Origin of the sequence: Nocardia nepalensis (genome assembly GCF_048910785.1) — a bacterium.
In the GTDB taxonomy this organism is placed as follows: Bacteria; Actinomycetota; Actinomycetes; order Mycobacteriales; family Mycobacteriaceae; genus Nocardia; species Nocardia nepalensis.
Genome location: NZ_JBKBET010000040.1, coordinates 501,112 through 523,424 on the forward strand (window position 1 = coordinate 501,112; position 22,313 = coordinate 523,424).

At 66.4% G+C, this 22,313-nt stretch carries 24 protein-coding genes; 5 read left to right on the plus strand and 19 right to left on the minus strand.

The window, feature by feature from the left end:
* Positions 1–28 precede the first annotated feature (28 nt).
* Positions 29–2,767 (plus strand): hypothetical protein, encoded by a 2,739-nt coding sequence (locus tag ACHQ4I_RS39545; protein ID WP_420777030.1) that lies wholly within the window; start codon positions 29–31, stop codon positions 2,765–2,767.
* 309 nt (positions 2,768–3,076) lie between these two features.
* On the opposite strand, the gene ACHQ4I_RS39550 is transcribed toward ACHQ4I_RS39545, so the two are convergent.
* The 15 genes from ACHQ4I_RS39550 to rpsJ all read right to left on the minus strand — a co-directional run bounded on the left by ACHQ4I_RS39550 (position 3,077) and on the right by rpsJ (position 12,938).
* The gene (locus tag ACHQ4I_RS39550) at positions 3,077–5,236 is read right to left on the minus strand and encodes an MMPL family transporter (RefSeq protein WP_420777031.1); all 2,160 of its coding nucleotides are present in this window, start codon (positions 5,234–5,236) and stop codon (positions 3,077–3,079) included.
* A 49-nt stretch (positions 5,237–5,285) separates the two neighbouring features.
* Positions 5,286–5,729 (minus strand): EXLDI protein, encoded by a 444-nt coding sequence (locus ACHQ4I_RS39555; RefSeq protein ID WP_420777032.1) that lies wholly within the window; start codon positions 5,727–5,729, stop codon positions 5,286–5,288.
* Between the two features lie 220 nt (positions 5,730–5,949).
* Positions 5,950–7,143 (minus strand): MFS transporter, encoded by a 1,194-nt coding sequence (locus tag ACHQ4I_RS39560; protein WP_420777033.1) that lies wholly within the window; start codon positions 7,141–7,143, stop codon positions 5,950–5,952.
* Positions 7,144–7,292: 149 nt separating this feature from the next.
* The gene (locus ACHQ4I_RS39565) at positions 7,293–7,556 is read right to left on the minus strand and encodes a PIN domain-containing protein (protein ID WP_420777034.1); all 264 of its coding nucleotides are present in this window, start codon (positions 7,554–7,556) and stop codon (positions 7,293–7,295) included.
* Positions 7,557–7,685: 129 nt separating this feature from the next.
* Positions 7,686–7,952: a 30S ribosomal protein S17 gene (rpsQ, locus tag ACHQ4I_RS39570; protein WP_420777035.1), complete on the minus strand. Its 267-nt coding sequence runs from the start codon at positions 7,950–7,952 to the stop codon at positions 7,686–7,688.
* A complete protein-coding gene (gene rpmC / locus ACHQ4I_RS39575; RefSeq protein ID WP_040686552.1) occupies positions 7,949–8,188 on the minus strand; it encodes a 50S ribosomal protein L29 in 240 nt (79 codons plus the stop codon). Before rpmC ends, rpsQ begins: the two co-directional genes overlap by 4 nt.
* Positions 8,188–8,604, minus strand: a complete 417-nt coding sequence (gene rplP, locus ACHQ4I_RS39580) for a 50S ribosomal protein L16 (RefSeq protein ID WP_014349059.1) — start codon at positions 8,602–8,604, stop codon at positions 8,188–8,190. The genes rpmC and rplP overlap by 1 nt, the downstream gene beginning before the upstream one ends.
* A gap of 3 nt (positions 8,605–8,607) precedes the next feature.
* Complete coding sequence (rpsC, locus tag ACHQ4I_RS39585; RefSeq protein ID WP_420777036.1) at positions 8,608–9,417, minus strand: 30S ribosomal protein S3; 810 nt, start codon at positions 9,415–9,417, stop codon at positions 8,608–8,610.
* Positions 9,418–9,816, minus strand: coding sequence for a 50S ribosomal protein L22 (gene rplV / locus ACHQ4I_RS39590; RefSeq protein ID WP_062983231.1), 399 nt, complete (start codon positions 9,814–9,816; stop codon positions 9,418–9,420).
* Positions 9,813–10,094, minus strand: coding sequence for a 30S ribosomal protein S19 (gene rpsS / locus ACHQ4I_RS39595; protein ID WP_040686549.1), 282 nt, complete (start codon positions 10,092–10,094; stop codon positions 9,813–9,815). Before rpsS ends, rplV begins: the two co-directional genes overlap by 4 nt.
* A 15-nt stretch (positions 10,095–10,109) precedes the next feature.
* Positions 10,110–10,946 (minus strand): 50S ribosomal protein L2, encoded by an 837-nt coding sequence (rplB, locus tag ACHQ4I_RS39600; RefSeq protein ID WP_420777037.1) that lies wholly within the window; start codon positions 10,944–10,946, stop codon positions 10,110–10,112.
* Positions 10,947–10,979: 33 nt separating this feature from the next.
* Positions 10,980–11,285, minus strand: coding sequence for a 50S ribosomal protein L23 (gene rplW, locus ACHQ4I_RS39605; RefSeq protein ID WP_040686547.1), 306 nt, complete (start codon positions 11,283–11,285; stop codon positions 10,980–10,982).
* Positions 11,282–11,956: a 50S ribosomal protein L4 gene (gene rplD, locus ACHQ4I_RS39610; RefSeq protein WP_420777038.1), complete on the minus strand. Its 675-nt coding sequence runs from the start codon at positions 11,954–11,956 to the stop codon at positions 11,282–11,284. Before rplD ends, rplW begins: the two co-directional genes overlap by 4 nt.
* Positions 11,953–12,618 (minus strand): 50S ribosomal protein L3, encoded by a 666-nt coding sequence (rplC, locus tag ACHQ4I_RS39615; RefSeq protein WP_040686545.1) that lies wholly within the window; start codon positions 12,616–12,618, stop codon positions 11,953–11,955. Before rplC ends, rplD begins: the two co-directional genes overlap by 4 nt.
* A 14-nt stretch (positions 12,619–12,632) precedes the next feature.
* On the minus strand, positions 12,633–12,938 hold the full coding sequence (gene rpsJ, locus ACHQ4I_RS39620) for a 30S ribosomal protein S10 (RefSeq protein WP_420777039.1): 306 nt from the start codon (positions 12,936–12,938) through the stop codon (positions 12,633–12,635).
* 575 nt (positions 12,939–13,513) lie between these two features.
* Here rpsJ and ACHQ4I_RS39625 point away from each other — a divergent pair.
* Both ACHQ4I_RS39625 and ACHQ4I_RS39630 read left to right on the plus strand, forming a co-directional pair.
* Positions 13,514–13,990, plus strand: coding sequence for a hotdog fold domain-containing protein (locus ACHQ4I_RS39625; RefSeq protein ID WP_420777040.1), 477 nt, complete (start codon positions 13,514–13,516; stop codon positions 13,988–13,990).
* Between the two features lie 118 nt (positions 13,991–14,108).
* Positions 14,109–15,305, plus strand: coding sequence for a lycopene cyclase family protein (locus ACHQ4I_RS39630; protein WP_420777041.1), 1,197 nt, complete (start codon positions 14,109–14,111; stop codon positions 15,303–15,305).
* A 10-nt stretch (positions 15,306–15,315) separates the two neighbouring features.
* Here ACHQ4I_RS39630 and ACHQ4I_RS39635 read toward each other — a convergent pair whose 3' ends face one another.
* The 3 genes from ACHQ4I_RS39635 to ACHQ4I_RS39645 are packed head-to-tail and all read right to left on the minus strand — an operon-like array spanning position 15,316 to position 17,989.
* Positions 15,316–16,170 (minus strand): ABC transporter permease, encoded by an 855-nt coding sequence (locus tag ACHQ4I_RS39635; RefSeq protein ID WP_420777042.1) that lies wholly within the window; start codon positions 16,168–16,170, stop codon positions 15,316–15,318.
* Complete coding sequence (locus ACHQ4I_RS39640) at positions 16,167–16,985, minus strand: ABC transporter permease (RefSeq protein WP_420777043.1); 819 nt, start codon at positions 16,983–16,985, stop codon at positions 16,167–16,169. Before ACHQ4I_RS39640 ends, ACHQ4I_RS39635 begins: the two co-directional genes overlap by 4 nt.
* Positions 16,982–17,989 (minus strand): ATP-binding cassette domain-containing protein, encoded by a 1,008-nt coding sequence (locus ACHQ4I_RS39645; protein ID WP_420777044.1) that lies wholly within the window; start codon positions 17,987–17,989, stop codon positions 16,982–16,984. The genes ACHQ4I_RS39640 and ACHQ4I_RS39645 overlap by 4 nt, the downstream gene beginning before the upstream one ends.
* A 431-nt stretch (positions 17,990–18,420) precedes the next feature.
* On the opposite strand from ACHQ4I_RS39645, the gene ACHQ4I_RS39650 reads away from it, so the two are divergent.
* Positions 18,421–19,944: an aldehyde dehydrogenase family protein gene (locus tag ACHQ4I_RS39650; RefSeq protein ID WP_420777088.1), complete on the plus strand. Its 1,524-nt coding sequence runs from the start codon at positions 18,421–18,423 to the stop codon at positions 19,942–19,944.
* 115 nt (positions 19,945–20,059) lie between these two features.
* Here ACHQ4I_RS39650 and ACHQ4I_RS39655 read toward each other — a convergent pair whose 3' ends face one another.
* Entirely contained in the window at positions 20,060–21,322 is a 1,263-nt protein-coding gene (locus tag ACHQ4I_RS39655; protein WP_420777045.1) for a TetR/AcrR family transcriptional regulator, read from the minus strand.
* A gap of 163 nt (positions 21,323–21,485) precedes the next feature.
* On the opposite strand from ACHQ4I_RS39655, the gene ACHQ4I_RS39660 reads away from it, so the two are divergent.
* Positions 21,486–22,289 (plus strand): enoyl-CoA hydratase-related protein, encoded by an 804-nt coding sequence (locus ACHQ4I_RS39660; protein ID WP_420777046.1) that lies wholly within the window; start codon positions 21,486–21,488, stop codon positions 22,287–22,289.
* The last annotated feature ends 24 nt before the right edge of the window (positions 22,290–22,313 follow it).

Below are 22,313 nucleotides of genomic sequence, written 5' to 3' on the forward strand. Positions count from 1 at the left end.
ATGACACCTGCTCCTGGGAAGGCTCGCGATGCGCGACAAACAGTCGACCGATAGGTCCGAGATCGCCGCGCTGGCCGAGCGGGTTGCGAACGCGCGGGGCCGGTTGCCGCTGCAAGATGACGCGGCGCTGGTGCAGGTGCTGTCCGATGCCGAGATCGATGCGGAACGTGAACTCGCGCAATGGGTTCGGGCGCAGCGGCGGGGGCAGCGGAAGCGAGCCGTCGAGGATGAGCTGGCGGCGGAGAAGCGCGACCGGCGGACCACGGCCGCGATCCAGCGGGCCGATGACGCGGACGCGCGGTGGCATCGGCGGGCGCTGGCGGCACGGCGGCGAGTGTCGAATCAGGATGCGCGACTTGCCCAGTTGTACCGCCGGGCCGAATGGTCCTCGCGTGCGTTGATCGCGGTGGTGGTGCTCGGCATGGTGTGGGCCGGGGTGAACGTGCAGCACAATCTGGTGCCCAGCGGAAACATGTCGGATCCGTTGTACTGGTTGAGCTATGGGATCGAGGCGATGATCTCGATCCCGATCATCACCATCATGGTGGCCGCGACGACCGCCGCCCGCTGGGGCCGCGAACTCGACCGCGGCAAGGTCGTCTTCTTCGAAACCGCGCTGCTCGGCACGACCGTCGCACTCAACACGGGCCCGCACCTGGCCGCCGGTGCCTTCGGACAGGCCGCCGAATACGCGATCGCTCCCGTCATGGTCGGTGTCGTGATCTGGTTGCACGCCTGGGTTTCCGCGCGTTACGCCCTGCTCATCGACAGCGTTCCGCTGGTCGACGACGAGCCCGACCTCCCGACCCGGCATCGCGTCACCACCGAACGCGGCGCACCGATCACCACATTCCGCACCGACGAACCGACCGACCGCCGAGAACTGCTCGCCGCCAGGGGTTTCGATCCCCTGCTCGACCAAGCTGGCGTCCGCTTCCCCGTAGACATGACCGACTCGCAACATGTTGCCGAAGCAGCGATGCGCGGCACTCAACCCGAGGCGGTCCCCGTCTCCAGGCTCGACTGCACGGAAACCCTCGTCTACCACGCACAAAGCACTCGCTCGACCAACGGCCGTCTCACACAACAGATCCCGACCGTCGATGATTACCGGCATGCTGGCCCGGCGACCATTCCGTCATCGGATTCGATCCATGGCAGCGCACGGACGTTGACCGACCCTGCCGCCCAACCCATCTACGCAACACCGAACCACCCGGCGATCAACTCGGTGCCCCCTGACGCCGCGCATACCGAAATGGCCACACGCACAACGCCCGGCGCGCCAGTCGGACCCAATGCAGCCGATACCGGCAAGGCACCTTCCCCTTCGGCAACGATCAACGGCGGAGTCCAGGTCGAGGCCACTCCTATCGGCCACAGCCGAACGCCCACCCACACTCCAGCATCCACAGCGGGTAACACGCCTGCCCATTCCCCAGCTGCCAACCGCGCAATGCTCGACGAATCCACGATCGGCGAAATCTCCGCGCACTCAGCACCGCCCAACGCGCCCCACACCACGGCCGCGGCGACAGGCCACAACCCGCAGCCGACCCACACCCCAGCGGCTGCCGCAAACCCCCTCGGCGAGAATATGCTTCACGCCCCCAACCTGGATCCGCGCTTCGCAACCAATAGCGGCCCGAACGCCACGCACGCCGACACCACCGGAAGCGTCGAGCCCCGCACAACCGCCGCACGCATTCACGACCAGCACACGACTCCCGCCGCAGCCGAACCTCATACAGCCCCGACGACCACCCGCGTCGAGCACACAACTCCCGCAGTCACAACCGCCGAGCCCCGTACCGCACAGGCGACCGCTCACGCCGAGCACACGGCCCCTACCTCAGGCGTCGGATCTCAGGCACAGCCGAATACGACCAGTACCCGCGACGAACGCACCACTTTCGTCGCCGCAGCAACCGAGCCCCACACGGCACCGGCCACCACTCAGGTCGGACGCACGGATACCGACACTCGTACCACCGCGTACACCCGCGACGAGCGCGCCACCGCCTCGCGCGTTGAGCCTCAGGCACAGGCGACTACCGCCAGCAGTCGCGACGAACGCACCGCTTCTGTTGCCGCACAAGTCGATTCCCATCAGGCATCCAAGCCCTCGACGGACTCGCAACTGAGCATCTTCGACACTGCGACAGTCGAACCGTCAGCACGGTCCGGTCACCACTCTGCCGACGCAGTCGAAAACCACAACTCCAACGAAACTCTCGGCCGGCAAACGCCCTCTCGCACCGAAACCCGGACACGCACCGACGCACCCGAAACTCGACGCGCCACGCGCAGCTCCGCGGCCCCGACCCCAGCCGAGCGCATCGCGCGAGCAGTAGGACCGCAGGCGGATCAACACCCCGCGATCACCGAGAACGAGACCGATCACAACGATTCGCAAAGCCCCGCCGAGGAACCCGCAGCCGAGATCAGGCAGCTCGACCGCTCGCAACGCCGCACCACCAGCGAAGTGATCAGCGAAGTCGTGCAAACACTTTCGGCCGATGGCCTGCTGGCCGAGAACCTCGGCTCGGAGAGCGATGACGTCGAGGTGTGGTCGGTGGCTCGTGCGATCGCGGGCCGCGGCCTGTCGGTCATCCCCGTGGAGCAACTCGCCGAAATCCTCATGCTCGCCGATCAATCGTGGACCCCCACCAGCATCGGCGCAGAGGTAGGGCTGTCGCGCACCGCAATCGCCCAGGTCCTCGAGTTCGCCAGAAAGGTCCGCCGCCCCTACGCAATCAGCAGCTAGCCGCCGGTCCAGGCCCGGTCGCTCCGGAAGTCCTCGACTCACCGCAGCACACGCCCCAGCACCACAATTGCGCTGGCACACATCCAATGACTGCGGCGCACAAGTTGCAACATGTGCGCCATGTTCACTGGGTCTGTGCCAACGAGGCGAGTGTCATCGAAGTCGATAAGGTAGGGCCGCCCAACTCGGATATTCCGAGCGGACGGCCCTGTTCCTATTCAGCGGCTGAACTCACCTCGCCATTCACCGGTGTTCGATCACCGCCAGGATCGGCTCGCATCCGATGCCTGCACGGCGCCCGAGCTGTAGTCAGCTGTCCGCGTACGCATACTGATCCCAGCCCGCCTCGCGCAACTCACCGGACCCACCCTTGGCATCTCGATCCCCATGTCCCGGCCACCACGCCCGGTGACCGATCAAGGCAGTCACGGCAGGCGTGAAGAACATCGCCATGACGAATGCCGCGATCGCGATGCCGACCGAGATGGCGAATCCCATCTGCGAGAGCACGGTATTCCCCGCCAACATCATCGAAGCGAAGGTGCCCGCGAGAATCACACCCGCCGCGGCGACGGTCGGCCCGGTGTGCCGCACCGCGAGGGCCGCAGCCTGTTTCGGTTCATTCCCGGCCCGTGCCTCCTCACGCAACCGCGCGACCATGAGGATGTTGTAGTCCGTGCCGAGTGCCACCACGAACAGGTACATGATCACCGGAAGGGTGAAGATCAGCCCGGAGTTGCCCTGGAAGTGCTGGAACACCAGCACCGCGGCGCCGAGAGTTGCGGCGAACCCGAGGAACACCGAGGCCATCAGATACCACGGGGCCACCAGACTGCGCAGCAACAACGCGAGCACGATCATGATCAGAATCCCGGCCACCGGGAACACGATCTTGTAGTCGTGCACCATCGCATCCTGGAAATCGACGTACACCGAGGAGATACCGCCTACGACCGCCGCACTACCCGCAGGAGCCATCGCATGTGCCGTGTCCCGCAGGGGATCCCGCACCGTATCGAGGGCGGCATCCGACTCGGGCGCGCCATTGAGCGTCACCTGGAAGTCGGCCGCCATGCCATCGCTCGAAACCGTCGGCGCCCCAACCTGACTCACACCCGGCACCGCCGCCAGCGCCGCGCGATAGACGGTCAGCTGGTCACCATCGAGCGGCGCGCCATTGGTGGAGTGCAGCAGCACCTCGGAGGGCTGGGTGGATCCGGCGGGCAGACCCTTGAGCAATTCCTTGCTGAAGACCGTGGATTCGGAGGCGTCCGAAGTCGAGCCGGAGCTGAGATCGAAGGTCGGATGGAAACCGATGGCCAGCACGCCCAAAGCCACCAGCAGACCACCGGACACCGCCGCGAACACACCGGGCCGACGCCCCATCGCCGCGCCGATCGCGCCGAACCGCGCCCCCTTCGGCTCCTGCCGCCATGCCTTCGACGGCCAGAACACCTTGGTGCCCAACAGCGAAACCACGGCAGGCACCAATGTCAGTCCGGCCAGCAGCGCCACCCCGACCGCGATCGCCAGGGCCGGGCCGAGCGCACGGAACATGCCGAGCGTCGACAGCGTCAGCGCCATGAAGGCGATGATCACCGCACCCGCCGCGGACGTGATGGCCTCACCGACCTTGGTGACGGCGCTGACCATGGCGGTCTTCGGGTCCTCCCCCGCCCGCAGCCGCTCCCGATAGCGGAACATCAGGAACAGGATGTAGTCGGTGCCGACGCCGAAGAGCACGACCAGCAGGATCGAGTTCACCGAACTGTCCACCTTCAGGTCGAATGCCTTGGCCGCCATGGCGATCAGGCCGCCGACGGTGCTGGAGATCGCGCCGATGACGATGATCGGCAGCAGCGCTATCACCGGACTGCGGAAGATGATAAGCAACAGCACCAGGATCAACACCACGGTGGCGATACCGATGATGGCCATACCCTTGGCGCCCGACTCGGTCTGATCCAGCATCTGCGCCGCCTGACCGGTGACGCCCGCCTTCAGATCCGTGCCGTGCACCTGCTCCTGCAATGCGTCACGCAACTTCTCGACCGCATCGCTCTGCGTGGTATCGCCCGCATTGGTCACCTTCGTCATCTGCACTGCGGCGATCTGCACCAGCCGGTTCTCCGAGGCCGGACCGGCCTGAATCCCGGTGACATCCTTGATGCGCTGGTCGTTCAGCTTGGCCGCGATGGTCGCGACACTCGCCGAATCCCCCGCACTCAGCGGCGCACCGTCCGAGCGCACGAAGACCAGTAGCGCCGCCGGCGCCTGATTCTGCGGAAATGCCTTCTGCTGCAATTCCATTGCCTGAATCGACTCGTAATGCGATGGCAGGAAGGCGGATTGATCGGTGGTCGATTTGAGTTCCGGCGCCGAGGCCACCACCGCGATAATGATGAGCAGCCACAGACCGATCACCTTCCACGGGTTGTGAACGACGATCGCGCCCAATCGAGCGAACATGCGGGACAATTCCTTTCGGGAATCGATACAAGAGTGGTAGGCCGACGGCTCAGATGTCGAGATCCTCGGTCTGCGGGTGCTGCCGCACATCGACCAGGGAGCGGTAGATCTTCGCCGGTATCCGCCCGGCCAGTTCGTCGAAGGATTCGACGATTTCGAGCGTGTAGTCGGCCCAGGTCTGGTCGTCGATCTCGAATATCTCGCGCCAGTTCTTCTTCCAGTCCTTGATCCAGCTCATCGCCGCGAAGTCCGACCATTCCGACGCCTGCCGGTGCACCACGTACTTGCCCTTGCGGCTCAGGTAAACCCGGGTCACCGCGATCCCGGTCTTCGTGTAGTCGCGCGCCTCGCCGAGCAGTCGCCCCTGAAAGCGCTGCTTGCGCCCGCCGCCCGGGCCGACCTTCAGCAGGATCTCTTGGAACTCACCCGGCACGGCCTTGGTGACATCGATGACCGTGGCTTCGGTGTCGGTTGCGTTCGGATCGGTCGTCATGACTGCCCCATCTCATAAATGAATGCGCACACGCGCATGTAGATACGACGGCGGTCCCCGATTCGGTCCGCCGCTTGTCCGTTGATCTGCCGTCCCCGGAAACCCCGAGCTTCGCAATGCCCGGCTCCCGTTGGGAACTACTATAAGTAGATGTATACGTATAACACAAGACCTCGGCTACGCGGACCCACAAGTGGGTCCCAACCAAGTCATTTCGCGATCACGACACTTCAGCACGCTGAGGCACGGATCCGACACCACGCCGCTGTGCCGCCCGCACCAGCAACGCCAGTCCCACGCCCAGCCCGATGCCGATCGACCCCGCCGCCGCGAAGCCCGCCGCGAATCCGCCTGCGTCGATGGCGATCCCCGCGACAGAGCTACCGATGCCGTTGCCGAGGGTCATTGCGGCGCCGTGCCAGCCGATCGCTTCACCGCGCCCGCCCTCCGGCACGATCCGGCTCAACTGGTCGACGGATGCGACCAGCGTCGGCGCGCAGAGTGCTCCGGCGATGAGCCCGGCCGCGCCGAGCGATAGTGGTCCAACGGCGAAGCACATCGGAATCGTGATGGCTCCGAGCCCGGCGAGTAGGACGTACGTCGAGATGGATCGATGCAGAGCGCCGTAGACGAGTCCGCCGACCAGCGAACCGAAACCCCACACTGCCATGACCACACCGAGCCACCGCTGTGCGCCGAACTCCCGAATTGCGGAGACGAAGGTCAATTCCGATCCCGCCAGCACCGCGATCGCCCCAGTCGCGCCGACACACAGCGCGACGAACTCGATTCGGAACCACTCGCGCCGCGGTACGGCCGCGGCCGAGCGATCGTTGTCATCGGAGCGCAGCGGCGGATTGCGCACCCACACGAAAACACCCGCCAGCACCTGCGCCATCTGCATCCCGAACAAGGTGAGCGTCGTCGACCAGGCCGTCGCGGCGGCGACGCCGAGCACCGGCCCGATCATGAACGCCGTCTCCACCGACACCGATTCCAGCGCCAGTGCCGGCTGCCGGTTCTGTTCGGTGGTCACCGCGATCACGGCCTGCCGCACCACGGTGAAGATCGGAATATCGAAGAGCCCGGCAAGCGCCGCGAGCACCAATAACGCCCCGTACCCGACAAACGGCGCAATCGACCAGCACACCGCCCCGACCACGATCGACGGCAGAATCGTGCGTCGCAGTCCGAGCCGATCCAACATCCGCCCGCGCCACGGACCGCTCACCGCAACACACACGGTGACAACCGAACTCAGCGCACCGGCCTGCGCATACGATCCGTGCAACGTCTGCACCACATGCAGCGCGAGCACAACCGCCCCGGCGAAGAACGGAATGCGAACCATCACCCCCAACAGCAGCACATTGCGCACCGCCGAGCTGGACAGCACCTCCCGATAGGACCGCACCAACCGACGCTGTCACGCCCACCAGCCCCCGCGCCACCGATTTATCCCATGATTCGGTCCGGCTACCGCTTACGGATAGCTCTGGCCTGGATCCTTGCAAGACGACCGGCCGACTGCGGGAATACCGCGTCAGCTCGGAATCCGCCGGACTAGCGGTCCGACCTCTCGAGGAATGGATTCCGCACCTCTAGCCCCGCGAACTTCCGGCCGTGCTGAAGATCTTCCGGCAGTAGGTATTTCGCGCGGGACCGGACCGCGGCCTCGATGATCAATGCGTCCCACCACGACACGGTGTGCGTCTCTTCGAGGAATGAGGCGTTCACGATCACCAGCGGGTCCGTGGATATGGCGCACCATTCGGCATAGGACGCGATGATTCGCCGAGCCTTCGCCGGGCTAATCCGTGGCGTCAATTTGCGGGTCGCGATGTTGTAGGACTACGTCAAAATAACGCGGACACCAACTGGAGCCCGGGAAAGCGAAAGGCCCGCCTCCCAAAGGGAAGCGGGCCTTTGCTTTACAGCCTTACGACCGGAAGAAGACTACTTGGCCTTCTCCAGGACCTCGACCAGCCGCCAGTGCTTGGTGGCCGAGAGCGGGCGGGTCTCCATCAGCTGGACGCGGTCGCCGACACCGGCGATCTCGTTCTCGTCATGCGCCTTCACCTTGGTGGTGGAGCGAATGATCTTGCCGTAGAGCTTGTGCCGCGTGCGGTCTTCCAGCTCGACGACGATGGTCTTGTTCATCTTGTCCGAGACCACGTAGCCGATGCGGACCTTACGGGTGCCGCGGGTTTCCTGTTCACTCATGCCGCATCTCCCTTGCCAGCGGGTGCCGAGGCCAGGCCGAGCTCACGCTCGCGCATGACCGTGTAGATGCGCGCGATCTCGTGACGCACGACGCGCAGGCGACGGTTGTTGTCCAACTGACCCGTCGCCATCTGGAAGCGCAGATTGAACAGCTCTTCCTTCGACTCGCGCAGGCGGGCGACGAGCTCCTCTTCGTTGAGCTCGCGGAGCTCTGCGGCCGGTGTACCGGTAGCCATCAGAACTGCTCCTCCCTGGTCACGATCCTGCACTTCATGGGGAGCTTGTGCATCGCGCGGCGCAGGGCCTCGCGAGCGATCTCCTCGTTGGGGTAACTCATTTCGAACATCACGCGTCCGGGCTTGACGTTCGCGACCCACCACTCCGGCGAACCCTTACCGGAACCCATGCGGGTTTCGGCGGGCTTCTTGGTGAGCGGGCGATCCGGGTAGATGTTGATCCAGATCTTGCCACCACGCTTGATGTGGCGAGTCATCGCGATACGCGCGGACTCGATCTGCCGGTTGGTGACGTAGGCCGGCTCGAGAGCCTGGATGCCGAATTCACCGAACGCGACCGAAGTGCCGCCCTTGGCCATGCCGCTGCGGCTCGGGTGATGCTGCTTCCGGTGCTTGACCTTCCGTGGCATCAACATGCGTCAGCCCTCCTGTGTTTCTGCCGGGGCGTCGGCAACCGCGGTAGCAGCGCCGGCACGCCCGGCCTCGGTGCTGGTCGCGGTCGTGCCTGTGGAACCGGACCGACGCGGGCGGCTCGGCCGCTCACGACGCTCGCGGCGGTCGCCGCCCGAAGGCGCGGCAGCAGCCGTGACCTCGCGCTTGCCACCGACGATGTCGCCCTTGTAGATCCAGACCTTCACGCCGATGCGACCGAAGGTGGTCTTGGCCTCGTAGAGGCCGTAGTCGATGTCCGCGCGCAGCGTGTGCAGCGGGACGCGACCCTCACGGTAGAACTCCGAGCGCGACATTTCGGCGCCGCCGAGGCGGCCCGAGCACTGCACCCGGATGCCCTTGACGTTCGGCGAACGCATGGCCGACTGGATGGCCTTGCGCATCGCGCGACGGAACGCCACACGGTTCGACAGCTGCTCGGCCACACCCTGAGCGACGAGCTGCGCATCCGACTCGGGGTTCTTGACCTCGAGGATGTTCAGCTGCACCTGCTTCTTGGTGAGCTTCTCCAGCTCGGCGCGGATGCGATCGGCCTCGGCGCCGCGGCGGCCGATGACGATGCCCGGACGCGCGGTGTGGATGTCGACGCGAACCCGGTCACGGGTGCGCTCGATCTCCACCTTGGAGATGCCCGCCCGCTCCATGCCGGTGGCCAGGAGCTTGCGGATGGCGACGTCTTCCTTCACGTAGTCCGCGTACTGCTTGTCCGCGTACCAACGCGACTTCCAGTCGGTGGTGATACCGAGGCGGAAGCCATGGGGATTGATCTTCTGTCCCATTTACTTTGCCCCTCCCTTCCGGCGGCTGCGAGCAGCACCGGCAGTGGGCACGCTCTCGACCTCGATGGTGATGTGGCTGGTGCGCTTGCGGATCCGGAACGCGCGGCCCTGGGCCCGCGGCTGGAAACGCTTCATGGTCGCGCCCTCGTCGACGTAGGCGGTCGAGATGACCAGCGTGGCCGGGTTCAGGCCGAGGTTGTTCTCGGCGTTGGCCGCGGCGCTGGCGACGACCTTGGCGACCGGCTCGCTCGCGGCCTGCGGCGCGAACTTCAGGATCGCCAGTGCGTCCTCGACCCGCTTGCCGCGGACCAGGTCCACGACACGGCGAGCCTTCATCGGGGTGACGCGAACATGCTTCGCCGTCGCCCGGGCAGTCGGGTTCTGAGTCTCAGTGGTCATCGCCGCTTGCTCTTCCGGTCTTCCTTGACGTGGCTCTTGAACGTCCTGGTGGGCGCGAACTCACCCAGCTTGTGGCCGACCATGGACTCCGAGACGAACACCGGCACGTGCTTGCGACCGTCGTGGACGGCGAAGGTGTGACCGATGAAATCGGGGATGATGGTCGAACGACGGGACCAGGTCTTGATGACCTGCTTGCTGCCCTTCTCGTTCTGTACGTCCACCTTCGCGAGGAGGTGGTCGTCGACGAACGGGCCCTTCTTGAGGCTGCGTGGCATTTCTTACCTCCTCCTTCAGCGCTTCTTGCCGGTCTTGCGACGGCGGACGATGAGCTTGTCGCTCGGACGGTTGGGCTTGCGGGTGCGGCCTTCCGGCTGACCCCACGGCGAGACCGGGTGGCGACCACCGGAGGTCTTGCCCTCACCACCACCATGCGGGTGGTCGACCGGGTTCATCACGACACCACGGACCGTGGGGCGACGACCCTTCCAGCGCATACGACCGGCCTTGCCCCAGTTGATGTTCGACTGCTCGGCGTTGCCGACCTCGCCGACGGTGGCGCGGCAGCGCACGTCGACGCGACGGATCTCACCGGAGGGCATACGCAGCGTGGCGTAGGGGCCTTCCTTACCGAGCAGCTGGATGCTCATGCCAGCGGCACGGGCCAGCTTGGCGCCACCGCCCGGACGCAGCTCCACGTTGTGGATCGTGGTACCGGTCGGGATGTTGCGCAGCGGCAGGTTGTTACCCGGCTTGATGTCGGCGGTCGGGCCGGACTCGATCGGGGTGCCCTGCGCAATGCCCTTGGGGGCGATGATGTAGCGCTTCTCGCCGTCCACGTAGTGCAGCAGCGCGATGTTGGCGGTGCGGTTCGGGTCGTACTCGATGTGCGCGACCTTGGCCGGGATGCCGTCCTTGTCCAGCCGACGGAAGTCGATCAGACGGTAGGCACGCTTGTGGCCGCCACCGCGGTGCCGGGTGGTGATGCGACCGTGGGCGTTGCGGCCACCCTTGCTGTGCAGCGGGCGGATCAGCGACTTCTCGGGGGTCGACCGAGTGATTTCAGCGAAGTCCGAGACGCTGGAGCCACGACGGCCCGGCGTTGTCGGCTTGTACTTACGGATTGCCATGAGTTCTTCTCTGCTTTCTGGATTCCCAGGCGCTTACGCGACCGGGCCTCCGAAGATCTCGATGGGCTTGCTGTCGGCCGAGATGGTCACGAGCGCGCGCTTGGTGTCCTTGCGCTTGCCGTAACCGAAGCGGGTCCGCTTGCGCTTGCCCTGACGGTTGGCGGTGTTGACGCTGGTCACCTTCACACCGAAGACCTTCTCGACGGCGATCTTGATCTGCGTCTTGTTGGAATCCGGGTGCACGATGAAGGTGTAGGTGCCTTCCTCGATCAGTCCGTAGGACTTCTCCGAGATGACCGGCGCCAGCAGGATGTCGCGGGGGTCGGCGATCGTGGTCACTTGCTCTCCTCCTGTGCGGCTTCGGCGGGGCCGTGCACGAAGGCGTTCAAGGCCTCGACGCTGAACACCACTTCGTCGCTTTCCAGCACGTCGTAGGTGTTGAGCTGATCCGGCGCGATCGGGTGCACGAACTCCAGGTTCTGCACGCTCTTCCAGGCCGCCAGGTCTTCGCGTCCGAGGACGACGAGGAACTTCTTGCGGTCCGACAGCTCCGCGAGGAAGCTCTTGGCCGACTTGGTCGACGGGGTCTGCCCGGCGACCAGTTCGGTGATCACGTGGATGCGCTCGTTGCGCGCACGATCCGAGAGAGCTCCACGCAGCGCGGCGCGGATCATCTTCTTGGGGGTGCGCTGGCTGTAATCACGCGGCTGCGGACCGTGCACGGTGCCACCGCCGGTGAACTGCGGCGCGCGGGTCGAGCCCTGACGGGCGCGGCCGGTGCCCTTCTGGCGGTACGGCTTCTTGCCACCACCGGAGACCTCGCCGCGAGTCTTCGTCGCGTGCGTGCCCTGGCGTGCGGCAGCGAGCTGCGCGACGACGACCTGGTGCATCAGCGAGATGTTCGCGGTGACATCGAAGATCTCCGCGGGGAGCTCGACGGTGCCGTTGGTCTTGCCGCCGAGTTCCTTGACCGGGAGGGTCAGGTTGGTCTTCTTCTCGACGCTGGTCATGCGTGCGCACCACCCTTCACTGCGCTCTTGACGGTCACGACGCTGCCCTTGCGACCCGGGATCGCGCCCTTGATCAGCAGCAGGCCGTTCTCGGCATCGACCTTGTGCACCGACAGGTTCTGCGTGGTGACGCGGTCGTTACCCATGCGACCCGACATGCGCATGCCCTTGAACACGCGGCCGGGGGTGGCGCAACCACCGATGGAACCCGGGCGACGGTGCACCGCCTGCGCACCGTGCGAAGCGCCCTGACCACGGAAGCCGTGGCGCTTCATGGTGCCGGCGAAACCCTTGCCCTTGCTGGTGCCGGTGACGTCGACGTAGGCGCCCTCTTCGAAGACATCGGCGTTGATCTCCTGGCCGACCTCGAAGGTGGAGGCGTCCGCGACGCGGATCTCGGCGACGTGGCGGCGCGGGGTGACACCGGCCTTGGCGAACTGGCCGGAGACCGGCTTGTTCACCTTGCGCGGGTCGATGGCGCCGAAAGCGACCTGGACGGCGCTGTAGCCGTCGCGCTCCACGGTGCGGATCTGGGTAACGACGTTCGGTCCGGCCTTGATGACGGTCACGGGGACGACGCGGTTCTTGTCGTCGAACACCTGGGTCATGCCGAGCTTGGTGCCCAGGATGCCCGCCGCGGGCCTGTTCTTGTTATCAGTCATGATTCGAGTCCCCGTCACTGAATGTTGACGTCGACGCTGGCCGGGAGATCGATGCGCATGAGGGCATCAACCGTCTTCGGCGTCGGGTCGAGGATGTCGATCAGCCGCTTGTGCGTCCGCATCTCGAAGTGCTCGCGCGAGTCCTTGTACTTGTGCGGCGAACGGATGACGCAGTACACGTTCTTCTCGGTCGGCAACGGCACCGGCCCGACCACTTGGGCCCCGGTGCGGGTCACCGTCTCCACGATCTTGCGCGCGGACGCGTCGATCGCTTCGTGGTCATAGGCCTTGAGCCTGATGCGGATCTTCTGTCCCGCCACGCTAAGTGTCCTTTTCTCCGCTTATCGTTCGTGGTTCGGAAGCCGGCTTCCGAACCACCTTCAATTGCACAGCCCGAACACACGAAGACGTCTCAGTGAGACCGCGACCGGGGCGTGCCGCCCGGCTCCGCCGGTCGATATGCCACAGTCTCGCCGCTGTTCATCTGTCATGGTTCTCCGGTCCACGCGGTCGGGCGTGTCGCCCATCCGCTCATTCCTCGGCCCCGGTTCGAAAACTTCACCTGGCCTGGAGCGTTGTCCCGGACGTACCCACACTGGAGGCCAGTGAGGTACACGATTGGGTGTTGCTCGCCTCGCGACCCGCCACAACCGTTGAACGGCATGACCCGGCGCAAGGCAACCCGAACAGTATGCCCGACGCCGCTGGCGACTTCAAATCCGCCCCCCGCCCGCGGACCATCAGCAGGTCAGGACGTGAATCCCGGGCGCGCCCAAGCCATGTCAGGAGTTGGGTCCGTAGACGCTCGGCGAAGGGGCGGCGCGGCGCCACCGTCGGCGGGCGCGGCGCCGCCAGCACTATCGGAACCGAACTTACTTGTGAGTAAGATACGGGTATGACGAAGCAGACCGCGACCCATCGCATCTGGAACAAGCTGCCGGACAACCGGCTGGGGCACACCCTGTTCTCGCTGGGCATGGTCGCCCGGGTGCCCTACTTCGGGACGGTGCTGCCCAGCGTTGTGCGATTGGAGCCCGGACTGTGCGAGGTGACCTCGCCGAAGTGGTTCGGCATCCACAACCATCTGGGCACCTACCACGCGATCGCGGCATGCAATCTGGCCGAGGTGGCGATGGGAATGTTGAGCGAGGCCACGGTCCCCGACACCCATCGCTGGATCCCCAAGGCCATGAACGTGCAGTACCTCGCCAAGGCCGAGACCGGCCTGCGCGCGGTGGCGAAGCTGGCCGAGATCCCCGACTTCACCCAGATCACCGAGGGCCAGGAGCTGATCGTCCCGGTCTCGATCTACGACAAACACGGCCTCGAGGTCGTGCACGCCGACATCACCACCTGGGTCACGCCCAAGTAGTGCCATGAAGTGCGCGCCCCTGCTGCGATCCGGACATCCGGCGCATAGCGGGTGTTGAGCGGGCTGCGACGGGAGGCGGTATTGCGGCGGCGCGGCCGGAGCGGATTGAATGCGAAGCATGAGTGACGGTGCGGTCCGGGAATTCGACCTGTGCGTGGTGGGGCTCGGGCCGACCGGGCGGGCGCTGGCGCATCGGGCGGTGCGGGCCGGGTTCCGCGTGGCGGCCGTCGATCCGCGGCCGGAGCGGCTCTGGCCGCCGACCTTCTCCTGCTGGGTCGATGAGCTGCCCGGGTGGCTGCCGCCCAGCGCCATTGCCGCACGCATCCCCGAGCCGACGGTCTGGACCAAGTCCGAGCATCGGATCGACCGGCCCTATTGCGTGCTGTCGAAAACCGGTCTGCGCGATGCGCTTGCGCTCGACGAGGCCACCGTGCTCGCCGGGCGGGCCACCCGGGTGGATGCCAACGAGGTGCAGCTCGCCGACGGCACAATCCTCAGAGCGGCAACGGTTTTCGACACCCGTGGACTGCCGACGCTCGGCGGGCGCCGAGCCGCCAGCGCGCACGGCATCTTCGTCGACGAAGACACGGCCGCGCCGATGATCGCCGAAGGTGAAGGGCTACTGCTGGATTGGCGTCCGGAGAACGGCGCCGGACCGGATGAGCCGCCATCGTTCCTCTACGCCGTCCCACTCGGCGACGGCACCGTCATCTTCGAAGAGACCAGCCTCGGCCTACGCGGCGGCATGCCGCAACACGAACTGCGCAGGCGCACCCTGAACCGCCTTGCCGCACACGGCATCCGGCTCAACGGCGACGAGCCGAGCGAGGCGGCGCATTACCCACTCGACCAGCCACCGCCGAAAAAGGGCACCGCCCAAGCGATTCCGTTCGGATCCCGCGGCGGCATGATGCACCCCTGCACCGGCTACAGCGTCGCCGATTCACTCGCCCTCGTCGACACCGCCGTCGAAGCCCTCCGGCAAGGCCGCGACCCGATTGCCGAACTCTGGCCGTGGCAGGCGCGCCTGGTGTACTGGATGCGCATGCGCGGCCTCTGGGGCCTGGGCCGCCTGACCACCGAACAGTCCATCTCGATGTTCGACGCCTTCTTCAGCGCCTCCCCGCGCGGCCAGCGCGCCCTACTGTCCGCGCACGACGACTACACCGCGCTAGGTGTGGTCCTGTTCAATACCGTCGCCCGCACCTGGCCCTTCCGCTGGCGCTACGACCTGGTCGGCTGGACCAACCGGAACCGCTGGGTCGACTTCGACTTCGCCGAGTCGGCCGAACACGAGCAGGGCCGGATCGGCTGACGCGGTTTCGTCAGGCCCCGGTCTCGGCGGCGCGCTGGTAGCCGCGGACCGCGGGATAGGCGAACAGGACGATCAGGCCGACAACCCACGCAACGGTCTTCAATAGCGGCTCGGCGACCGTGCCGCCATAGGACAACCCCTTCATGGCATCGATCGCGCAACTCATCGGCTGGTTCGCGACCACGTCCTGGAGCCAGATCGGGTAGGCGAAGACCGGCACGAAGCCGGTGTTGAAGAACATCAGCAGCGTATTGATGATGCCGATGAGGCTCACCAGCATGACGCCCTCGGTGATCGTCGCCAGCGCGGTGACCAGCACGGCGAAACCGACGCCGAACAGCACCGGAATGCCGACCAGCGCGATCGCCGCGAGCGGCCCCTGACCGAAGCGGAAACCGAGGGTGAACCCGACTGCGATCACGAACAACGTGGTCACCAGGACGCGGACGGCCTCGGCCAGCAGCCTGCCGGTCAGCCCGGCCGCCCGATGCACCGGCATGGTCCAGAAGCGCCCGAGCAGCCCGGTGAACTTCTCGCCCTTGAATCCCAGTGCACTGACCACCGCACCCGACATCGCCGCGACCAGCGTGATCAGCGCGACCTGCCCGTAGACGCTCGGCATACCGGTGGCCGCGGTGATCGAATTGCCGAGCACGATGCGGAACATCAACAGCGTCAATGCCGGATAGACCAGCGTCTGGATGGTGGTCGCGGGATCGCGCGCCCACACCAGCAGCAGTCGCTTGCACTGGATCAGGCTGTGCGCGACCCAGGTGGACAGCGCGCGCTCGGACGGCGCGGTGACCCGCGGCAGCACCGTGAACCCGTCGATCTCGGTGCGCTCCAAGGTTTGCACAGAACTCATGACCGCCTCACGCTCGCCCAGACCGCCAACGGGGTGAAGACGATCGCCGCACCACCCAGCCAGACCAGGGGCACCCACAGCACACCCCAGCTCACCCCGTTATGGGCCATATCGCGCAGCGCGAAGGAGAACTGGGAGATCGGCTGATTGCGCACGAACGGCCGAATCCACATCGGGAAGCTGCGTTCCGGGACGAATCCGCACGAGAGCATGCCGAAGATCAAGGTGGGCAATGTCAATGCCTGGCTCAGCGATTCCGGATTCTTGGTCAGGCTGCCGAGCGCGTCCGCCCCCAGTGCGAGCACGGTCCCGACCGCGATCGAGAACGCGCAGAACAGCACGGCCTGACCGGCTCCGGCGATGAATCGGAAGCCGATCATGTAGCCGAAGATGATCGCGGCGGTCAGCGAGGTGAGCGAGCGAACCAAGCCGGCGGCGATCCGCGCGCTCAAGGGCACCATGGTGCCGATCGGCATCGTCTGCAGCCGGGTACTCAGACCGGTCAGCGCCTCGTACGCGGCCAGCTGCGCATTCGACATCATGGTGAAGGCCATGGTCTGCAACACGATGATCGGCATGACGAACTGGGCGTAGTCGATGCCCTGGAACTTCATCACGTAGCGCAGCGGCAGGTAGAAGCCGAGGGTGAACACCAGCGGGGTGATCATCGCGACGATCAGTTCGCCCTTGGTGGCCATGGTCCGGACGATGCGTCCGGTCAGCGCCTGCCATTGCGCGAAGGACGACAGCCGGGCAGCGGGCAGCTCGGCGAAGAGCAGCGCCGTACCGGGCCGCTCGAGAGTTGCTGAACTCACGCGTGGCCGCCCGAATGGCCGGTGATCGAAAGGAACACATCATCGAGCGAGGGCCTGCGCAGCGCGATATCGGCCAGCTTGATCTCGGCGGCGTCGAGTCTGCGCAGCGCCTCGGAGAGCGTGGCGGCGCCATCGGGCGCCGGAATGGAAACCCGGTCTCCGCCGCCATTGATTTCGGCGAGCACCGCGGCGGGCACCAGATCACCGAGCGCCTTCGCGGCCTTGCCCAGATGGGTCGGATCCAGCGGCACCACCTCGCAGTAGCTGCCGCCGGTCTTCTCCTTGAGTTCGTCGGCGGTGCCCTCGGCGATCACCGTGCCCTTATCGATGACGATGATGTTGTCGCTGAGCACATCGGCTTCCTCGAGGTACTGCGTGGTGAGCAACACGGTGATGCCCTGGGCCTTCAGCGCGGTCACCAGATCCCACACGCCCTGACGGCTGCGCGGGTCCAGACCGGTGGTCGGCTCGTCGAGGAACACCACCTCGGGGCGCACCACCAGCCCGCAGGCGATATCGACACGACGGCGCATACCGCCCGAGTAGTTGCGCACCGCGCGACGCCCGGCGGTCACCAGGTCGAATTCCTCGAGCAGGGTGTCGGCGCGCTTGCGGGCGGCGGATTTGCCGAGGCCCATCAGGCGGCCGAACAGTTCCAGGTTTTCCCGGCCGGAGAGGTTCTCGTCGAGTGCGGCGTACTGACCGGTCATCATGATCGAGCGCCGCACGCCCGCAGGATCTTTCACCACATCGTGGCCCGCGACGACGGCACTGCCGGAGTCCGGGCGCAGCAGAGTGGACAGCACTTTGACCATGGTGGTCTTGCCGGCGCCGTTCGGCCCGAGGATGCCGAGCACGCTGGCCCGCGCGGCGGTGAAGCTGATGCCCTGCAGCGCGTGCACGTCGCCGAACGACTTCCGGACGTCGGCCACCACGACCGCGGCGTCACCGCTATCGAGCGGTGGCTCGTTCGCGTGCGAATCCGCTTGGTTCAAGCTCGGCATCAACTCTCCACTTTGTCTGATCGGCGGCGTTCGCGGGGGCCGGGGCGGCGACCGGGTCGCCGGAACTGGCCCTTTCGAGTGACCTCTGAGCAGTCGCTCGCGCTAGGCATGAATACGTCCCGGTTGGTGATCCCTGCCGCCAGGCGTGATGTTACCGGCCCGAGCGTTCCGGCAGGGCCGAGCGCGCCATACCCACCAGTCCGCAACCTAAGTGTGTCCTTACTCACATTTCCCGTGGCCGATCCGCGATAGACAAGATCGTCGCTGGTCGCGGCCGTCAAGGGCAGCGTAGGGGCGGCGAGAGCGCCTTGTCGGGCCGTCGTGGCGACCATAGTCTGCTAGTTGGGGGAAACGCACTCACTCGTTTGCGGCAGCGCTGCTTCGCCAAGCGTTCAGCGGCCTGCGGCGGATCGACCCTGCGAGAGGTGACCATGGCCGAGACCGCGCAGCCGAGGACGGTAGCGCATACGGGAGGATCGGGCCGACCGAACGTGCTGACGTCCTATGACCCGCGCACCGGCGAAATCGTCGGCAACTACGCCGTGATGGGCGCCGGAGAACTCAACCGCACCATGCGCGCCGCGCGTTCCGCCGAAAAGTGGTGGGCGGAGCTGGGATTCAGCGCCCGCAAGCGCTGGCTACTGGACTGGAAGCGCAGCATCGCCAGGCGCGCAGGCGAATTGGTGGAAATCCTCTGCGAGGAAACCGGAAAACCGGAGGCGGACGCGGCAATCGAGGTGATGCTCGCCGTGGAGAACCTGGATTGGGCGGCCCGCAACGCCGCCCGGGTGCTGGATCGGCGCAAGCTCGGATCGACCTGGTTGAGCCGCAATCAGCACGCGTCCGTCGGCTATCTGCCGCTCGGCGTGGTCGGCGTGCTCGGACCGTGGAACAACCCGGTCTTCACCCCGATGGGTTCGATCGCCTACGCGATGGCCGCGGGCAATGCCGTGGTGTTCAAACCCGACGAGCTCACCACCGGCGTCGGGGTCTGGCTGGCCGACAGCTGGAACAAGCTGGCGCCGAATCAGCCTGTGCTGCAAGTGGTCACCGGTGATCGCGGCACCCGCGCGGCATTCTGTCGCGCCAAGGTGGACAAGATCGCCTATGCCGGTTCGGATGCGGGCTCACGCGAGGTGATCACGCTGTGCGCGCAGACCCTGACGCCGGTGGTGGTCGAGCGAAATGGCAAGGGCACCATGGTGGTCCACGTAGACGCCAAACTCGACGAGGCCGCCGAGGCGGCGGTATTCGGCGCGATGGCCAATGCGGGTCAGAACTCCACCGGCATTCAGCGGGCCTACGTCGCCAACTCCGTCTACGACCGCTTCCTGGAACTGGTGGTCGAGCAGGCGCGGCGGCTGCGGCCCGGCGCGGATAAGCGCGCCTCCTACGGGCCGATGATTCTGGAGTCACAGGTCGACGTGGTGCGCAAGCAGGTGCGCGATGCGCTGGCCAGGGGTGGGCGCGCGGTGGTCGGTGGGCTGGACTCGATTCGCGAGCCCTATATCGAACCCATCGTGCTCGCCGAGGTGCCGGAGGAGAGCGTCGCGATCACCGGCGAGGGCATCGGCCCGGTGCTGATCGTCAACAAGGTCGCGAATATGGACGAGGCGGCGCAGCGGATCAACGCGGTCGGCAATGGTGTCGCGGTGTCGGTGTTCACCCGCGATGTGTACGGCATCGAATCCTTCGCCGAGCAGCTGCGGGTCGGCGTTGTGAGCATCAATTCTTCGACGACCTATGCCGGGATTCCCGCATTGCCGTTCGGTGGTGTCGGCGAGTACGGGCAGGGACACCATCACGGCGACCAGGGGCTGCGCGAGTTCAGCCGGACGCTGGCCATCGCGCGCAAGCGGTATCGGGCGCCGGTGAACCTGTCCACCTTCGACCGCCATCCCCGGCATCTGCGCATGGCGAAGACGATCTTCCGGCTGCGTCACGGTCGTGTTTGATTTGCCGCGCCTGCGGCGCATGCGCTTCGACGACTCGGCTGAGTGAATGGCCGCACGGACGCGAGACGGGCCGCGAACGTCGCTCGTCCGTGCGGGGCCGAGTGTTGAACGAGCGTCAGCCCAAGAGGACCGCTTCCATCAGCGCGCAGACCCGTGCCAGCTGCTCGGGCCGGGAGTCGAATTTGGTCAACCGGCCCACGTCGATCACCTGACCGATCGCGGCGTGCACGCGGAAGCGCGCCTCGACCGAATCGCCGTCGAGCAGGTTGGCCCACTCCAGCACGTTCTGGCGCTGGATGGCGCGCAGCTTGTGCTGTTCGGCCTGCGGCAGATTGCTGAATTCGGCGTAGTAGACCGGCATGATCTCCGGCATCGCGAAGGTGAGCCGGGCCTGACGGTAGGCGATGCGCCGGACCGCGTCGGGGCGGCTGGTCGCCTCGGCCAGCGCCTCGGTGATCGCGATGGCCACCCGGTCGCCGGTGCGGTGGAAGGCGGCGGCCAGCAGATCGGCCTTGCTGGTGAAATACCGGTAGACACTGGAGGCATTGATGCCGACGGCCGCGCCGATCTCCTCGATGCTGGCCTCGTGATAGCCCTGGCGGCCGAAGATCCGGATCGCCTCGGTGAGCAGCTGTTCGCGTTTCGAGGTGACCGGCAGGCCGCGGGTGGCCGGTCCCGGATCGGGTTCGGTCGGCGCGGGCGGCAGCTCCGCGCGCAGGATCGACCAGCTCATCTCGCGCAGCAGCGGCATCAGCCTGGCGGTGGCGAGCGCGGTGCGATGTGAGGAGATGCTGGCGATGGCGCTGAGCACTCCGGCGGCCAGCATCGCCACATCGGCGGGCGGGGCGGTGGGACGCAGCTGTGCGATCGGTTCGGCCAGCGTCGCGTTGAGCGCGTCGTAGACCTTCCTGATCCGGGCCCGGTCCTCGGCCTCCAGATAGCGCCGCTCCCAGCGGTACAGTCCGGCCTCGCGGCGGATATCGATGGTGTGCTCGCTGATCGCCTTGATCAGGGCGTCGAGCCTGGCCTCGGGCGCCAGACCCGGATCGTCCGCGGTGCGGGCGACCTTCAGTAGATGCAGCGCGCCTTCCTCGGCGGCCGCGACCAGCAACGCGTACTTGTTCGCGAAGTGCCGATACAGCGCGGGTCCCGAGATGCCGACCTCGGCGGCGATCTCGTCTACGCCGACCGGGTAATACCCGCGTTCGCTGAATGCGCGCGCGGCGGCCCGGATGATCTGGACCTTGCGATCCTTCGGCCGACGCCGCACCGACTGGGCGGGTTGAGCGCCCGCGTCTGGCCGCGCGGGAGCGTTGTTGTCCGGAGCGACCCGCAAGCGATCGCCAGCGATGTCGAGCTCGCTGCGATCCGCGACCATGTACCTCTCCGTTCTGCGACCGCGCCGCTGGTTGACAGCGCCGGACAAATCATCCTAAGTTAACCACAATTCGCAAAGTTAACCACCATTCATGGTTCGCCGCAGCGATCGCAGGCCGCTCGAAAGAGCCTACGACCGCCGAATTCCAGACCAGGAGCAGCACATGAGCAACCCCGATTCCGCGACCACTCCCGCGGGCTTCAGCGCCGTCAACGACGGCAAGGTGCTCCGGGTGACGATCACGAAGCCGAAGCGGAAGAACGCCATCGACTACGACACGATGGTCGCCCTCGGTGACACCTTCCTGGCCGCCGCCGCGGACCGCTCGGTGCGCGTGATCGTACTGACCGGCGAGGGCGGCGATTTCTGCACCGGCGCCGATCTTGCCGCATCCGCCTCCGAAGCGCAGCGCGGCATCACCTCCGACATGGTGATGGACGCGGCCAACCGGCTGGTGAAAGCCATTGTCGACGCGCCGATTCCGGTCATCGCCCGAATCAAGGGCGCGGCCGCCGGTGTCGGTGTCGGCATCGCGCTGGCCGCCGATCTGGTCTACGCCGCCGAGGACTCCTACCTGCTGCTCGCCTTCATCAATATCGGCCTGATGCCCGACGGCGGCGCGGCCGCCATGGTCGCCGCGGCCGCCGGACGCCCGCTGGCCGCCGAAATGGCGCTGCTCGGCGAGCGGCTGCCCGCGCCCGCGGCCAAGGCGGCCGGTCTGTTCACCGCGGTGGTGCCCGATGACGAACTCGACGCGAAGGTGGAAGCCGCGGCCGCCAAGATCGCCGCGGGCCCGCGCCGCGCCCTCGAACTCACCAAGCAGGCACTCAACGCCGCGACCCTGTCCGCACTGGACGGCGCACTCGCCGCCGAAAAGTCCGGTCAGAGCGAACTGCTCCAGTCCCCCGACTTCTTCGAAGGCGCCACTGCCATGCTCACCAAGCGCAAGCCGGTCTTCGCCGACTGATCCCGACGCGGAGGTCGCGGGGCT

Bases quoted from the DNA above. Each gene is read 5' to 3' on its own strand.
- rplB (WP_420777037.1), bottom strand. From the start codon at position 10,946: ATGGCAATCCGTAAGTACAAGCCGACAACGCCGGGCCGTCGTGGCTCC.
- rpsQ (WP_420777035.1), bottom strand. From the start codon at position 7,952: ATGAGTGAACAGGAAACCCGCGGCACCCGTAAGGTCCGCATCGGCTAC.
- ACHQ4I_RS39650 (WP_420777088.1), top strand. From the start codon at position 18,421: ATGGCCGAGACCGCGCAGCCGAGGACGGTAGCGCATACGGGAGGATCG.
- rplC (WP_040686545.1), bottom strand. From the start codon at position 12,618: ATGACTGATAACAAGAACAGGCCCGCGGCGGGCATCCTGGGCACCAAG.
- ACHQ4I_RS39660 (WP_420777046.1), top strand. From the start codon at position 21,486: ATGAGCAACCCCGATTCCGCGACCACTCCCGCGGGCTTCAGCGCCGTC.
- ACHQ4I_RS39625 (WP_420777040.1), top strand. From the start codon at position 13,514: ATGACGAAGCAGACCGCGACCCATCGCATCTGGAACAAGCTGCCGGAC.
- ACHQ4I_RS39655 (WP_420777045.1), bottom strand. From the start codon at position 21,322: ATGGTCGCGGATCGCAGCGAGCTCGACATCGCTGGCGATCGCTTGCGG.
- ACHQ4I_RS39645 (WP_420777044.1), bottom strand. From the start codon at position 17,989: ATGCCGAGCTTGAACCAAGCGGATTCGCACGCGAACGAGCCACCGCTC.
- ACHQ4I_RS39545 (WP_420777030.1), top strand. From the start codon at position 29: ATGCGCGACAAACAGTCGACCGATAGGTCCGAGATCGCCGCGCTGGCC.
- ACHQ4I_RS39630 (WP_420777041.1), top strand. From the start codon at position 14,109: ATGAGTGACGGTGCGGTCCGGGAATTCGACCTGTGCGTGGTGGGGCTC.
- rpsS (WP_040686549.1), bottom strand. From the start codon at position 10,094: ATGCCACGCAGCCTCAAGAAGGGCCCGTTCGTCGACGACCACCTCCTC.
- rpsC (WP_420777036.1), bottom strand. From the start codon at position 9,417: ATGGGACAGAAGATCAATCCCCATGGCTTCCGCCTCGGTATCACCACC.
- ACHQ4I_RS39550 (WP_420777031.1), bottom strand. From the start codon at position 5,236: ATGTTCGCTCGATTGGGCGCGATCGTCGTTCACAACCCGTGGAAGGTG.
- rpmC (WP_040686552.1), bottom strand. From the start codon at position 8,188: ATGGCTACCGGTACACCGGCCGCAGAGCTCCGCGAGCTCAACGAAGAG.
- ACHQ4I_RS39555 (WP_420777032.1), bottom strand. From the start codon at position 5,729: ATGACGACCGATCCGAACGCAACCGACACCGAAGCCACGGTCATCGAT.
- rplD (WP_420777038.1), bottom strand. From the start codon at position 11,956: ATGACCAGCGTCGAGAAGAAGACCAACCTGACCCTCCCGGTCAAGGAA.
- rplP (WP_014349059.1), bottom strand. From the start codon at position 8,604: ATGTTGATGCCACGGAAGGTCAAGCACCGGAAGCAGCATCACCCGAGC.
- rplV (WP_062983231.1), bottom strand. From the start codon at position 9,816: ATGACCACTGAGACTCAGAACCCGACTGCCCGGGCGACGGCGAAGCAT.
- ACHQ4I_RS39635 (WP_420777042.1), bottom strand. From the start codon at position 16,170: ATGAGTTCTGTGCAAACCTTGGAGCGCACCGAGATCGACGGGTTCACG.